Source organism: Luteolibacter sp., from assembly GCF_058122085.1.
Genome location: NZ_JBIKBQ010000110.1, coordinates 1 through 13,827, shown reverse-complemented (window position 1 = coordinate 13,827; position 13,827 = coordinate 1). Strand labels below are relative to the sequence as shown.

Here is a 13,827-nt window from a genome sequence, read left to right as displayed (position 1 = left end):
TCGCGCTGGCCCCGCGCCACTCCGGCGAGGGTGGCCATGACCATGATGGAGAGGAGGCATTGCAAGGAGTAGTCTTTGCCCTTCTTGGCCCGCCAATCCGGAACCTGCCGGCACAAAACTAACAGCCACCGGATTCCAACCATCGTGAGATCGGCGCGTGGAATGACGGCGTCCTCGACGTGTTGCAAATCGGCGGGCAGGCGGGCGGCCCGCAATGTGGCACAGGCCTTGGGACGCAGTTCGCGCACCCACAGCTGCTTGGGGCAGTTGTGGGTGGTGTAGTAATCCTGCCGGGCGCGCCCGTGCCCTCTGGCCTCACCTAACAATCTCCAGCCCTGCGCCTTGTAGCAGGTGCCACGGAACAACTGGCTATTGAGATAGTGATGTTTTTCGATGAGCGCGCGGTAACGATCACGTTCGGTGGCATCGTCAGGATCGATCAATCGAACGCGCACATGCTCAAGGACATGCTGTTCGGACATTGCCAGGACGCGGTAGCGGGATGTGGCCATGCGCGAGTTGTGCCCGAAGGCGCAGAACATGTTCAGTAATTTGGCTCAATCAGCTGAAAACCAGATTTTTAAAAATCCGCCGTGGGTCATGAATAGGGTCATTGTTCACGGATTGACAATTCGTTGAATGGATCGGTGTCATATTTCAACATGATCGGTATCTCACGCCGCGCAAGGTTGCACTTCCTTTCGGATGGGCGGCGTCCACTTGACAGCCATTCTTTAATGACGGGACATGCAATCCGTCGCGGTCATTTCCGACATTCACGCCAGAATCCTGGAGCTCATCGAAACCCTCGACACCCTACGCGCTAGCCCGGATTACGAAGTCTTCCTGTTCGCCGAGAAAGACGCCGCCGTGATCGACACCATCGCCGCCTCGCAGCAGGAAGAGCTGGAGAAAGAGATTGTCGGCTTGCAGGCCGAGGCAGAGCGCGTGGCGGAGGAAGCGCGAGAACTGGCGGGAGAGGTGCCGTTTTGAAATGTAGTCGAGGACTGAAGCCAACAGGTCCAAGCACATACAAAAACCACGGGCGTCGGATCCCTTGTTCCGACGCCCGCGGGCCCTTTGGGGGGGCTGATGTGCTATCCCTTACGAAAATGAGAATGCCACAAACCGGCCGCATCTCAATACCGCGATCGCGTATCAAATCCTCCCCGCCGCCTTGATGTCGAAATAGCAGTTCGCCAGCGCCACCGCGAACTCGCCCGCCGTGGAGTCCAGCGTCAAAACGCCCGCCGCCCCCAGGCTGGCGAGAATTTCCCGCCGCTCCTGCACGTAGCGGTCCGCCGCCAGGAATTTCAGCGCCGAGGAAAAGGATTCAACCGGATCGGCAATGGCGTCCTCCACCACCCGCTCGCGCATGCTCGCTAGCAGGACGAGGTGGCGGGATTTCAAAACCTGCAAGGCCGGTATCAATTCCTTGCCGTCTTCTCCCCGCAGGTTGGTCAGTAAAATCACCAGCGAGCGCCGGCGCTGGCGGGTCATCAACTGCTCCACCGCCCCGCTGAAATCGCTCGGCGCGGCGGTCGTCTGATAGTCATAAAGATGGTTCAGCAAAACCGGCATCGCGTGCGAGCCTTTCACCGGCGGCAGCCAGCGGTCGGTCCCGCCGAAGGATTTCACCGCGACCTGGTCGCCCTGCCGCAGCGCCACGTGCGAGACGAGCAGCATCGCGTTGAGAATGTGGTCGAACTGCGGCACCCCGCCGTCGAGCGCGCGCATCCGCCGCCCCGTGTCCAACAGGAAAACAACCGACTGGTTGCGCTGCTCCTGATAGTCGCGGCTGATCAGCACCTGCCGCCGGGAGGAAGCCTTCCAGTCAATCTGCCCCAGCTGGTCGCCGTCCCGGTAGTCGCGGAGCTGATGGAAATCCCGGCTCGATCCCGCGCGCGGCCGCCGCACGATGCCCATCGGGCTCTCGCGGTGCTGCATGGCGAGCAGCGCGAAACGGATCACCGGCTCATAGTTTGGATAGACCTTCACGGTTTCAGCCGACAAATGGCGGGTTTTCCTCGTCCAGAATCCCAGAAACGAAAACCGCCGCACCTCCACCGGCCCGAACACCGCCTCGCCCCGCGCCGACAAGGTCACCGGGTGAAACACCTTGATTTCCCGGTTCGCCGGCACCTCGCCGCACCACGGCAATGCCGGTGCCGCCGCGCCCTGCGGAATGCCGTCGAAAACCTCCACCTTGGCGGAGCGGCCGCTTTCATTCCGCAAAACCAACCGCACCTCCCCCGCTTCTCCCGAAGCGAAACGTCCGGGCAACCGACGCTGCAACTCCAACGGCTTCGTGAACCGGTTGTGAATCGCGTCGACGAGAACCACAAGCGCCCCCGCCCCGCCGAGCCACAACCACGGTCCGGTCAGCGACGGCACCGCCACGGCGACCGCCGCGAGCAGCAGCCACGCCGAGACAAGTGTTATTAATCGTGGTGCCGGACTCATCGGATGTTATTGCCTCGGTGCCGGGACGCTTTCCACGATCGCGCGCAGCACCTCGTCCACGTCCTGCCCGCTGATCGCGATTTCCGGCGTGAGCTGCACGCGGTGGCGCAGCACCGGCAACGCCGCGCGCTTGATGTCGTCGGGCGTGACGAAGTCCCTGCCGTCCAACGCGGCGAAGGCCTTGCCGATCCGCACCAGGCTGATCGCTCCGCGGGTTCCCGCGCCAAGTGAAATCGAGCGGGATTCGCGCGTCGCCTGTGCCAGCGCCACCGCGTAGCCGACGACTTCCGGCACGACTTGTACAGCCGCCGTCGCCTGTTGGGCCGCGACGATTTCCCGCGGACCGCAGATCACCGAAACGCCCCCTCCCGATCCGCCGGGTGCCTCTCCGGAGGCGCGCGTGACGATCTCGCACTCCGCCTCGCGCACCGGATAGTCGATGAGCACCTTCATGATGAAGCGGTCGAGCTGGGCCTCGGGCAGCGGATAGGTCCCCTCGTGCTCGACCGGATTTTGCGTGGCGAGGGTCATAAATGGCGGCGCGAGTTTGAGCGTTTCGCCATCAATGGTGACCTGTTGTTCCTGCATCACTTCCAACAGCGCTGCCTGGGTTTTCGCGGGGGCGCGGTTGATTTCATCGGCTACCAGAAGATTTGTGAAAACCGGACCCTGTCTGAGCTGGAAGGTCTGGCTCTTCATGTCGAACAAGCGAAAGCCCGTCACGTCCGACGGCATCAGGTCGGGCGTGAACTGAATCCGCGCCGAGGCGCCGCCGAAGGTCTTGGCGAGCGTGGTGACGAGGTGGGTTTTCCCCAGCCCCGGCTTTCCTTCCAACAGGACGTGGCCGCCCGCGAGCAAGGCGGCGATGACTTGCTCAATGACAACATCCTGGCCGAGGATCACGCCGCGGATTTGCTCGCGCATCCGGTGAATCAATTCCGCGAGACTGCGGACAGGCGGCATTTCATGGCTGGGCGGGGCGTAGGGATCTGGATTCATGAATTTTTGGGTCAGTGGAGAACTTTGAGCAACCGCTGCAAGTCGGCGGCCGTGCGGGTTAGAATGCCAGAGTCCGGCGGGGCGGCTTCCGCCAACGCGCGGAACACCCGCTCGCGGGGCAACCCGGCGCGATCGGCGAGAAACTGGAAGAAATCATCATCGCGCCGCCCGGCCCGGACGCTCAGTCGCTGCCCGCGCTCGACGATCTGCGCGCGCAGCGGCACCAGCAGTGCCGCCGCCCGGTCCAACCGCCATTGAAAGTCGCCGAGCGCTTCCAAATGGTGATCGTAACCGCGCAGGGTTGATACGCCGTCCGCCGCTTCCAGCGGGCCGAAGCGGGTGAAACTCTTCCACAGCCACAGCAATGTCAGCACGCCGAGGCCGATCAGCACCGGCCACAGATGTTTGCCGAGAAGCCCCCACAGCGAGAGTCCCGATCCGCGCACAAATCCGATAGAACCCTCGTATTCCGTCGCCAGAATCAGGGCCTCCAACAACGCCGCGTGATCCTTGTCGCCGATCCACCGGTTGCGGAACAAACGCCCGTCCGTCAGCACCGTCATCCGCCCGTCGCCGCTGGAAACAGATGCGAAAACATCCGGTTCACCGCCATGATGCGCCACGGCGGTCTTGGAACTCGCGGCCACTTCGAAAGACTCACCATCGAACTCGATTTCGGTCACCGGCTCCTTGGGATTTTTGCGCTCGCTCAACTCGACGCCCGCACGGACTAACATCCTGACCAGCGCTGGCTCCAGTTGCGGTTCCGCGGGGTCATCCGACCAATCATTCGTCTCCGCTTCCGCATGTTCAACGAGCAAAACCAAATGCCCCCCCTCCTCCACCCAGTCCTCGATCTGGCGGGTGAAACTCGCGTTGCTCAAAACCGATGCCGGGACGAACCATACCGCATCCTCGAACTCCGGCGCGGTCCACGCCGCCAGCGAGCGCACCTCGCCATCGTATTGCGCGGCGAAGCGCTCGGCGGCGAGCCAGGGATTGATCCGCGCCTTGCCCTTGTAGCCGATCTCGCGCTTCACCTCGGTGTAGTCGCAAGCCGCTAGAGCGAACGCCATCACCAGCAGAGCCAGAATTCTCAAAGCGCCCTCCCTTCATTGAACGGCCATTGCAGGCACAGCGCCCGCACCTCCGTATCCGCCGGGCTCACTCCGGCGTAGGCCAGTCGGATCCACGCGCCGGTGATGCCGCGGAAATATTCCGGATGCACCGCCGCGCCGGCCTGATCGACGCGCCGCACACAGTCGCCCTCCGTGTCCGACTCGTGGATTTCCACCCGCCCCGACTCCATCACCCGGGAAATCGAGCCGCGATACAGCAGACCTAACGACTCCTGGCACCGCCCCTCCTGCCACAGCACCCACGCGGCGCCCGGCACGTCGGCCGGCAGCGTGTGCGGGGAAACCTCCAACCCCATCACCACCCGCGCGGGCGGCGCGATCCTGTCCTCCTTCACGCCCGGCCCGCGCAGGATGAAAACGTGGCGGTATTTCCACAACATCCAGCCGAGCAATCCCACCAGCAGGGCCGCCGCGCAGATCGCGAAAACCTGCATCAGGATTTCGACCCAGTCGCCGGACCATTTGATAGACGACTTCCGGGGCTTCGGGACCTTATCCGTCACCGTGTGCACCTTGAACGCCTCGTCCGCCTTCACCTCGCGGATGACCTCCGCCGGTGGCAGCGGTTCCGCGCCATGGACAGAGAAGCCGATCATGAAAAACGAAAGCATCACGACCGCGGTCTTCCCCAAGCGCTGCGCGAGCCGCTTGAACGCCAGCTCCACATCCCAGCCCTCGATCCACGTCCGGTTGTTGATGTAAATCCCGAATCCCGCGCCGGTCACGAACACGTCTGCCAAAGGGATCGCGATCATCACGCAGACCACCACCGTCCGCGTGATCAGCAGCGGAAGATCCATTGGGAAATTCGGGTCCCACGACTCAACCGCCAGCGCCCACGCGCCATCCTGACCTTCCGGCATCAGCATGAGAAACAGCGCGAGAATCCCGAACCCGAGCCACGCCGCGGCGATGTCCGAGAGGAAGTAGAGCCACATCACCACGCCCTCGCCCCGGCGGACGACCTGGCCGCAGCGTTGTTTGTAAGCCTTCCCGCGCAAGCCTTCCAAGTCCTCGACAGCAAGCGTCACCGGCAGCCACGGCGAGAACCGCGCCCACAGGAATCGATAGAAAAACCGCCTGGTCCACGCCCGCGGGATTTCCCGCCAGACCGATCGCCACGTCGGCTCCTCGCCGAACAAACGCCGGCTCAGCTCGAACAAGACCATCCGCGAGCCCGCCGGTTTGCACCACCAGAACAAAGCGAGCAGCACCATGGGATGATCCCATAACAGCCAGGCACCGGCGGCGGTCGGGACACCCAGCGCCAGCCACCACACCGCGATGCAGCGCCAGAAGTCTCGCCGCGCCAGCGCGAGGCCGAGATCCACCGCCTCCCAGTCGCTGCGCGGGCGGATCTCCGCCGTCACCGTGTCAAGCCGCATGGCCGGACCTCCTTCCTGCCAGGGAAAAATAAGCGATGTGCAGGACCCAGCCGATGATGCCAACACCGTATTTCAAGCCCGATGGAATCCCCTGCGCCGACCAGAATCCCTCCACCACTGCCGCCAGCGTGGTCATCAGCGCCGCTCCGTAAATCAACGGCAGCGCCTGCCTCCCCGCCTCCGTTAGCGCCCGGACCCGCGGCAGGCGGCCCGGTCGCAGGATTGCCAGGCCCAGCCGCATCCCCGCCATTCCGGACACGACCATTCCTAGCAGTTCGAACGACGAGTGCCCCGCCACGAAGGACCAGAACGATTCCGGATTGCACGCGTGATTCACGTAGCCCGCCGCCGCGCCGATGTGCAGGCCGTTGAACAGCAGGAAGAACAAGGTGCCGACACCCGCCGCCATGCCCCCCGCGAAGATCCGGAAGTCGATCGCCACGTTGTTGTAAATGTAGAAGCAGAACATCATGAAATTCGAGCCATACTCCGAGCGCAGGTGGCTCAGTTGCTCTTCCCTTCCGCCATACATCTGCTCCATCCCCGCCATCCCGTCCGCGCCCAGCACCGCCTGGATCCAGCGGATGTCGTGCTCCGCCGAGAGCATCATCGCGAAGAACGGCAGCCAGAACACCGCGTTGCACAGCCAGAACAAGCGCCACTCCCGCCGCACGGCCTGCGGGAATTTCACCGCCACGAACGAGACCGCGTTCTCCCAAGTCCCGCGCCGCGTCCGATAGATCAGCTCGTAGCCGCGGATCACCTGCTCGTTGAGCCGCTCGGTGACGCGCGCGCCGTACATCCGGGACTCCGCCAGCGAAAGGTCCAGACTCAGCTCGCGGAACAGGCGCGGCAATTGCTCCGCCTCCGGCCCCGCCTTGCCCTTTTCCATCAGATTGACCAGCCGCTCGTATTCCGCCCAGCGCGCCTCGTTGCGATACTCGAAATCCCCGGAGGTCATCGTCCCCCCCTTTTCTCCTGCACCCAGTGCGCCATCGCCATCAGCCGGTGCACGCCCTCCGCGCCCGTCGCGCCGCTCAGCGCCGCCGCCTGGTCCGCGATCTCCGCCCGCCTGCCGTCCGACCACAGTCCCGCCCGTTCGCGGAACAAGGCGAGCGCCCGCGTCTCATCCGCGGTTAGGCCGACCGGCAGCGGCACCGCGACGATCGGCGGCGGCGAGGCGACCATCGGCGGCGCGGGAATCCGGTCGTAGATCACCACCGTGCCCGCCGCCAGATCGCCGAGCCGTTGAAAGCGCTTCGTCGCCAGGCAGCTCGTCAGTCCGAAGCAGTAGGTGAAAAACGGCATGCCATCGATGAAGCGCAGGAAATTCCTCACCACCGCCTGGCCGAAGGTGATCGGCGATCCCGTCGCCTGCACCACCCGCAGTCCCAGCACCCGCTTGCCCGGCGTGGCTCCGCGTTTGCCCGCCTCGAAAAACACCGGATAAAGCCAGTCCATCAGAAACCACGCCAGCAACATCACTCCGCCCGCGATGTTTCCGCCGATGGCGATGCCTGCGAAAGCCACCGCGATTCCGCCGACGGCGAGAACCGCTCCGCGGATCAGGAAGTCGATCGCGTAAGCGCCCGCCCGCAGCATCGGCCCGGCCATCCGCAGGCGGATTTCAATCCCCTCGGCGAGCTCCACCGCTTGCAAGGTGTCGAGTTTTTCGGGTTCCGCCATGGTCGGGTCTCGCCGCCGAAGTTAGCCCGCCCGCCGGCGAGGTAAAGCGCGGGCTTGCGACAGTTTATCTGAGTGCGAGCAGCGCGAATTCCTTGTGATGCACGCTGAGCTGCTGCAGGCGGAGGGTCTTGAATCCCATCTCCGCGAGCGAGGCGAACCATTGCGACTTGTCGGACACCTGCAACAGATCCGTTAGCTTGAGGGTGATCAGCACGCCGCGGATCGACGGGGCCATTTTGCAAAAGCGGGCGCATTCCTTGAGCACCACCTCCGGCGACTGGTTCATGTCGGACATGAACCAGGTGACGCCCTGCCCGAGGTCGCGCTTGCTGGTCAGCGCGGCGGGCTTGCGGCATTGGAAAAACCACGCCCGGTCGGCCGGAGCGTCCTGCCGTTCCCCGATGGCAGAGGCGAGCACGACGTCCGCCATCTTTGCCGGGTCCACGCCGATGACCGGCACCCCGCGGTTGATCAGCGCGAGGACGACGCCACCCGGAGCGCAGCCGAGCTCGACGACGATGTCCTTGCGGCTGAATTTCAAATCGAAAAACCGCGCGGCTTCCTCCAGCTTCAGCCAGGCCCGCGAAGGCGACTCGGCAGGCATCGCGACCCCGGCATCGCCCGCCGGATCAGGGCTTAAAAACGGCGCGTGGCGGTGCAGCCCCGCCCAAAACTCGGAGGCTCCCAGCTCGACCACCGTGCCGATGATTTCACCGAACTGTGGCTTCGCTGGAATCTCGACGTCGGACACCCCCTGCATCTTTCGGTCCGCAAACCGGGCGTGATGGATGATCCGTGTCTCGCCGAGCCGCGCGACCGCTTCTTCCCGCGTGGCCGCCTTCCCTAACGAGAGGCAGAGCCGCCGCGCGGTGGCGGCTTCCACATCGAGCGAGTCGAACGAAAAGGGCTCGTCCGCCTTGAACGTCACAAACCCACGCCGCTGATAGCCCGGCCGCCAGCCGAGTTTCATCGTCTCGACCTCCAGCTTCAGCGCCTTCTCCGAACCCGGATTGGCCAGGGCGAAAACAAACTCGGATTTGACAGGATTCATCATCGGATTTCGTCAGCGAGTCACCAGAGCCCGTAGTTGCCGGTCTTCATGATGTAGAGCCCCATCAGGAAATTCGCGGTGGCGTGCATGACGACGCAGGCGCCGAGGTTCTTGCTCCAGACGCAAAACAGGTAGGTGAGGCTGCCGTAAACAAACGCTCCGGCGTAATCGACGGGCGCGTGGGCCAGTATGAAGAGCCCGGTGACGACGCCGTAGGAAAGCCAGCGGGCTCGACCGAAGGGCTGCTTCCAATAGTTCCCTTCCCAATCGCAGACGAAGCGCATGAGGAAACCGCGCCAGAAGATTTCCTCGACGAAAGCGACGACCACGGCGGCCCGGATGAACCGGAAAACCAAGGCGCTCCAGTAGGCGAGCGGATTCTCAAACAGTCCCGGATCGAAGCCTTCCTTGCGTTCCGCGACGCCGAGCATTTTGAGGACGCCCTCGGTTTTCCCCGTCAATCCCCACGCATCATAGAGCACCGTGGGCAGCAACCAGAAGCCGATGCCCACCGCGCCGAACGCGATGCCGGCAAGCGCCCATTTCAACGACCAGTCGAACGTATAAAGCCGCCGGTAATGCACGAGCACGCCGAGGGTGACGAGCGTCTGGATCGGATAGACGAACTGCGCGGGATCCTGCCGCCACCACGGCGCGTCCGGGTGCTTCCACTCGACGGCCGCGCCGACGGCCATTAACAGAATCATGAAACCCATGAAAACCGCGAACGGGACCACGTGCGCCCGCGTGAGCTGCTCGGGATCGTTGACCTGCGGTTGCGCGCCCATGCCGGTCAGAGTCTGCCGACGAAGCGCTCGATCCGGTCGGTCGCGGTGCGGATGTCGTCGAAGGCGGTGGCGTAACAGCAGCGCAGGAAACCCTCGCCGGATGCCCCGAAGGCGCTGCCCGGCACGCAGGCGACGCTCTCCTCTTCCAGCAGTTTCATCGCGAACTCCTTGCTCGTCAGGCCGGTACTGCGGATGTCCGGGAAGACGTAGAACGCGCCGCCCGGCAGGTGGCAGTCGAGGCCGATCTCGTTGAGCCGCTTGACCAGGAAATCGCGGCGCTGGTGGTAGCTGTTACGCATTTCGATCATCGCTGGCTGGCCGTTTTCGAGCGCCTCGATGGCGGCGTTCTGGCTCATGATCGGCGCGCAGAGCATCGAGTATTGGTGGATTTTCATCATCGCCTCGATGATCGGCTGCGGCGCGCAGGCATAGCCGAGGCGGAAGCCGGTCATCGCGAAAGCCTTTGAGAATCCATGCAGCAGGATCGTGCGCTCCTTCATCCCCGGCAGCGCGGCGATGGAAAGGTGCGGCTCGGTTTCGTCATAGCGGAGCTCGCTGTAGATCTCATCCGTCATCACGATCAAGTCGTGCTCGATGGCCAGCTTGGCGATCCCTTCCAAATCCTCGCGGGAAGCGCAGGCACCGGTCGGGTTGGTCGGGAAATTGATGAAAATGATCCGGGTCCGCGGGGTGATGGCGGCCGCGACTTGCTCCGGTTTGAGGGAGAACGCGTTTTCCTTGGTCGTCAGCACCGGCACCGGCACGCCGTGCGCCATGACGATGCTCGGGCTGTAGGAAACATAGCAGGGCTCGTGATAGATCACCTCGTCGCCGGGATTGAGCAGCGCGCGCAGGGCGATGTCGATGGCCTCGGAAACGCCGACGGTCACCAGCACTTCGGTCGCCGGCTCGTAGCTGACGTGGAAGAAATTCTCCACGTATTTGGCGATCGATTTGCGCAGCGAGAGCAGGCCGAGATTGGAGGTGTAGGTGGTCTGGCCTTTTTCGAGCGAGTAGATCGCCGCTTCGCGGATGTGCCATGGAGTGACGAAGTCAGGCTCGCCGACGCCGAGCGAGATGACGTCATCGCGGCCTTGTACGAGTTCGAAAAAGTCGCGGATTCCCGAGCGCGGGATCGAGGCGACGTTGGTGGCGATTTTCGCTTGATAGTCCATGGCAAAGCCCGCCGGACGGCGGGCGGGAATCTCAGCGGGCTGAGCCGCCCCCGTCAATCCCGGGGCAGGCTTTTATTTCGCCTCGCCGCGGTCCGGCGCCAGGAGTCACTTCCTCCCCTTTTTCAAATCCTTCAAGATCGCCTTGCCTCCGCTCGGGAGACAGACTTTGTCGCGAATGACCTCGTAAGATCTGCCAACGATCGTCGCGTGCAAGTAGAGCTTTTGCTTGCGCGAATTCAGTTGCCTGAGCACGTCTTTCATGACCGCCTCGTCCGTTTTGTCCTGAAAGTCGGCGAACCAGCAAATCGTGTCCGCATCCCTCAGTTCCTTGCACAACAAGGCCGTCTGCGCGTATTGGATGCCGTTGAAATCGATGAAATAAGTATCGAGCCGCTTCGACATCTGTTCGTGGATGGCGGCCAAGGGCATCTTCGCCTTTGGATCATAAGTGAGCTTTTTCTGTTCCGCGGGTTTGATGTTGAGGGGAGCGTTACCCTGCCAGTTCTGCCAGAAGCCGTCAAAGGCGGAGCCCTTGGTCAAAGAACCTTGTCGCTGATATCGCTCTTTTTGGGTTCCTCCGCAAGACCGCAACCGAAGTAAAAAATACAGCGGACCGCGCGTGGCCAATTTGTCGAGTTGCTTGGCGACGATCGGCAAATAGCCCGTCATCGAACGGGACACATCCATGACAACCGCGAGTTTCCGGGTGTCCTCCATCTGGAGGCCGAACAAGGTGGCCCCGGCCGCGCCCAGGCCGCCCCCTCCGTCGCCCAAGCCCTTGCCAAAACCCTTGCCCCCGCCCGAGCCGCCCAGCCCACCGGAGAAAACGAGGATTCAAGTCAAGTCTTTCCAAATTCAACTGATCCGCCCGCTTGACTCAAAGTCCTGAAAGAAGAGTGGTTTCTCCCGTTGGAAGACAGGTTCATCGCGCACAAGTGTCGACACATCGCGCACGGCTACACCTTGAACAAACCGCCACGCCTCCCGCCGAGGACGGCGGCTCCCATGATCGCTACGGACAGGAAAACCATCGCCCACACGCCGAGCGCGGCGGCGAGCTCGGTGCCGTTCCCGAGCGTGCTGAGCAGCGTGTAAATCGCCTTGGTGATCGGGTAGTGCTGCGCTTGCTGGGCGAGGATCAGACTGTCGCTGACCTCCAGCATGGCGAAGGCGAAGGCGAGGATCGCCCCGGCGGCGAGGTTCGCGCCGATGAGCGGGATGGAAATCCGGCGGAGCGTCCGCAGCGGCGTGGCACCGAGCGATTTCGCGGCTTCTTCGAGCATCGGATTGCTCTGTTGGAGACCGGCGACGGCGGACCTAACGATATAAGGCAGCCTGCGGAAGGCATAGGCGACGACGATCAAAAGAAACGGGCTGCCGCCGGCTCCGACGAGGAAATGGAACGCCTTCCCCTCCTGAGAAAGCGCGAGGTAGCCGAAGGCCATCACCAGCCCGGGCACGGCAAGCGGCAGCATCACCACCGCGTCGAGAAATCCGCGGGATTTCAAATCCGAGCGCACGACCACCCAGGCGACCGACAACCCGATGACCAGCGCGACCAGCGTCGCGCAGCCGGCGTAAAGCAGGCTGTTCTGGATGGACGGGACGACCAGCCCGTTGCCGAGCGCCTCGAAGTAGTGGCGCAGCGTCAGCTCGTCGGGAATCACCGTGCCATACCAGCGGCCGGCGACGGAAAGCAGCACCACGCCGAGATGCGGAATCGCCGCGACGACGAACACGCCGAGGAAAAACAACGAGCAGCCCGCCGATTTCCAGCCGCCGACGCGCAACGAAGCCGAGCGCCCCTTCGGCCGCGGCGCGGTGCCGAGCGGCGAGCGACCCATAATCAATTTGGACAACGCGAACACCCCGCCGGCGACGATGAGCAGCACGGCGGTGAGCGCGTAGGGAATCGGGTTACTGTCGAGTCCCTTGAGCCCGTCGAAAATCTGCACCGGCGCGACCCGCGCGTAATCGAAAACCAGCGGCACGCCGAGCTCGGTGAAGGCCCAGATGAATACGATGGATGCACCCGCGAACACGCCGGGCATGGCGAGCGGCAGGGTGATCCGGAAGAAGCGCTTCCACGGCGGGCAGCCGAGGTTTTCCGCGGCCTGCTCCATCGCCGGATCGAGGTTCGCCAGCGCGGCGGCGATGTTCATGTAGAGGATCGGATAGAGATGGAGCGCATTCATCAACACGATCCCGGCGAAGCGGCCGTTCGCCAGCCAATCGTAGGGCTGCGCCGCGTCCATCAGCCCGCTGTCGATCAGCAACGCGTTAAAAGCGCCGTTCACCCCGAGCATTTGTTTCACCCCGACCGCGCCGACGAACGGCGGCAGGATCATCGGCGCGAGGACGAGAACTCCTAGCACCGGCTTGCCGAAAAAGTCGTAACGATGACCGATGAGCGCCAACGGAAAGGCGATGGCCAAGGTCGCCAGCGTGCTCGTGATTCCCAGCGCGAAGGCATTCCAAAGTCCCTCGCGATAGATCGGATTCCGGAAAACCGAGGCGAGGAAATCCAGAGTGAAGAAATGCGAGCCATCCGCCCGCGTGCCTTCGAAGGCCTGCTTCACGATCATCCCCGCCGGATAGATGAAAAACACCGCGAACAGCACGCTGACGACGATCGAGATGGTGATGGCGGTGCCGCGTTTCATGATGTGCTTCTGTAGCGACGGTCTGTGACCGTCGATGTTGGATCATCTGTAGCGTCGGACTGTGACCGTCGCTGACTAGCCCGGAGGCCGAGGTGCGGAAAAGGTGCGAATGAAGAGGCTTCGCGCATCTTCATCGGCATCGACGCTCGCAGAGCGCCGCTACAAGCGTCCCATCTTCTGCGTCGGTCTGTGACCACCGATGCGCTTGCGATGTGAAGGAGTGGATTCATCTGAAGTGCGCCAGACAACGAGGGTCTGATTACCGGACATTTTCAAGGTATTTAGACCCTTTGCCAAAAATAATTTCCGAAACCCTCAAAAAAGACTGTTACGACTGTTTGAATCACTCGACACTCGCGAATCGCTCGCCCTCACCAGCTCCCTAATCCCGATACTTGCACGCTCGAAGAACTCGAAGTTGCAATGGATTGTGGATGTGACAACAAGGTGTTCCGGCGTCTCAACGCCATCCATTTAT

At 63.0% G+C, this 13,827-nt stretch carries 12 protein-coding genes and 1 pseudogene; 1 reads left to right on the top strand and 12 read right to left on the bottom strand.

Annotated features, from left to right (window positions below; all coding sequences use genetic code 11):
* A pseudogene (locus AC4DF4_RS15075) lies at positions 1-542 on the bottom strand (hypothetical protein); the annotation flags it as partial.
* Between the two features lie 205 nt (positions 543-747).
* Between AC4DF4_RS15075 and AC4DF4_RS15070 the strand changes: the two are divergent.
* A complete protein-coding gene (locus AC4DF4_RS15070; protein WP_490048937.1) occupies positions 748-993 on the top strand; it encodes a hypothetical protein in 246 nt (81 codons plus the stop codon).
* 165 nt (positions 994-1,158) lie between these two features.
* Here AC4DF4_RS15070 and AC4DF4_RS15065 read toward each other — a convergent pair whose 3' ends face one another.
* The 11 genes from AC4DF4_RS15065 to AC4DF4_RS15015 form a co-directional block, all read right to left on the bottom strand.
* Positions 1,159-2,463, bottom strand: a complete 1,305-nt coding sequence (locus tag AC4DF4_RS15065) for a DUF58 domain-containing protein (RefSeq protein WP_490048936.1) — start codon at positions 2,461-2,463, stop codon at positions 1,159-1,161.
* Positions 2,464-2,469: 6 nt separating this feature from the next.
* Positions 2,470-3,462, bottom strand: a complete 993-nt coding sequence (locus AC4DF4_RS15060) for an AAA family ATPase (protein WP_490048935.1) — start codon at positions 3,460-3,462, stop codon at positions 2,470-2,472.
* 11 nt (positions 3,463-3,473) lie between these two features.
* On the bottom strand, positions 3,474-4,538 hold the full coding sequence (locus tag AC4DF4_RS15055; RefSeq protein ID WP_490048934.1) for a DUF4350 domain-containing protein: 1,065 nt from the start codon (positions 4,536-4,538) through the stop codon (positions 3,474-3,476).
* A 20-nt stretch (positions 4,539-4,558) separates the two neighbouring features.
* Positions 4,559-5,986 carry a DUF4129 domain-containing protein gene (locus AC4DF4_RS15050; RefSeq protein ID WP_490048933.1) on the bottom strand — a complete coding sequence of 476 codons (1,428 nt, stop codon included), beginning with the start codon at positions 5,984-5,986 and terminating at the stop codon, positions 4,559-4,561.
* Entirely contained in the window at positions 5,976-6,947 is a 972-nt protein-coding gene (locus AC4DF4_RS15045) for a stage II sporulation protein M (protein ID WP_490048932.1), read from the bottom strand. The genes AC4DF4_RS15050 and AC4DF4_RS15045 overlap by 11 nt, the downstream gene beginning before the upstream one ends.
* On the bottom strand, positions 6,944-7,672 hold the full coding sequence (locus AC4DF4_RS15040; RefSeq protein WP_490048931.1) for an RDD family protein: 729 nt from the start codon (positions 7,670-7,672) through the stop codon (positions 6,944-6,946). Before AC4DF4_RS15040 ends, AC4DF4_RS15045 begins: the two co-directional genes overlap by 4 nt.
* 64 nt (positions 7,673-7,736) lie before the next feature.
* The gene (locus AC4DF4_RS15035) at positions 7,737-8,723 is read right to left on the bottom strand and encodes an SAM-dependent methyltransferase (protein ID WP_490048930.1); all 987 of its coding nucleotides are present in this window, start codon (positions 8,721-8,723) and stop codon (positions 7,737-7,739) included.
* A 20-nt stretch (positions 8,724-8,743) separates the two neighbouring features.
* Entirely contained in the window at positions 8,744-9,511 is a 768-nt protein-coding gene (locus AC4DF4_RS15030) for a CAAX prenyl protease-related protein (RefSeq protein ID WP_490048929.1), read from the bottom strand.
* A gap of 5 nt (positions 9,512-9,516) precedes the next feature.
* Entirely contained in the window at positions 9,517-10,686 is a 1,170-nt protein-coding gene (locus tag AC4DF4_RS15025) for an aminotransferase class I/II-fold pyridoxal phosphate-dependent enzyme (RefSeq protein WP_490048928.1), read from the bottom strand.
* Between the two features lie 105 nt (positions 10,687-10,791).
* Positions 10,792-11,343: a hypothetical protein gene (locus AC4DF4_RS15020; RefSeq protein ID WP_490048927.1), complete on the bottom strand. Its 552-nt coding sequence runs from the start codon at positions 11,341-11,343 to the stop codon at positions 10,792-10,794.
* Positions 11,344-11,642: 299 nt separating this feature from the next.
* Positions 11,643-13,349, bottom strand: coding sequence for an ABC transporter permease (locus AC4DF4_RS15015; protein WP_490048926.1), 1,707 nt, complete (start codon positions 13,347-13,349; stop codon positions 11,643-11,645).
* Positions 13,350-13,827: the final 478 nt, after the last annotated feature.

Excerpts from the sequence above, each read along its gene's own strand:
- AC4DF4_RS15070 (WP_490048937.1), top strand. The coding sequence starts at position 748 with ATGCAATCCGTCGCGGTCATTTCCGACATTCACGCCAGAATCCTGGAG.
- AC4DF4_RS15065 (WP_490048936.1), bottom strand. The coding sequence starts at position 2,463 with ATGAGTCCGGCACCACGATTAATAACACTTGTCTCGGCGTGGCTGCTG.
- AC4DF4_RS15060 (WP_490048935.1), bottom strand. The coding sequence starts at position 3,462 with ATGAATCCAGATCCCTACGCCCCGCCCAGCCATGAAATGCCGCCTGTC.
- AC4DF4_RS15055 (WP_490048934.1), bottom strand. The coding sequence starts at position 4,538 with ATGGCGTTCGCTCTAGCGGCTTGCGACTACACCGAGGTGAAGCGCGAG.
- AC4DF4_RS15050 (WP_490048933.1), bottom strand. The coding sequence starts at position 5,986 with ATGCGGCTTGACACGGTGACGGCGGAGATCCGCCCGCGCAGCGACTGG.
- AC4DF4_RS15045 (WP_490048932.1), bottom strand. The coding sequence starts at position 6,947 with ATGACCTCCGGGGATTTCGAGTATCGCAACGAGGCGCGCTGGGCGGAA.
- AC4DF4_RS15040 (WP_490048931.1), bottom strand. The coding sequence starts at position 7,672 with ATGGCGGAACCCGAAAAACTCGACACCTTGCAAGCGGTGGAGCTCGCC.
- AC4DF4_RS15035 (WP_490048930.1), bottom strand. The coding sequence starts at position 8,723 with ATGAATCCTGTCAAATCCGAGTTTGTTTTCGCCCTGGCCAATCCGGGT.
- AC4DF4_RS15030 (WP_490048929.1), bottom strand. The coding sequence starts at position 9,511 with ATGGGCGCGCAACCGCAGGTCAACGATCCCGAGCAGCTCACGCGGGCG.
- AC4DF4_RS15025 (WP_490048928.1), bottom strand. The coding sequence starts at position 10,686 with ATGGACTATCAAGCGAAAATCGCCACCAACGTCGCCTCGATCCCGCGC.
- AC4DF4_RS15015 (WP_490048926.1), bottom strand. The coding sequence starts at position 13,349 with ATGAAACGCGGCACCGCCATCACCATCTCGATCGTCGTCAGCGTGCTG.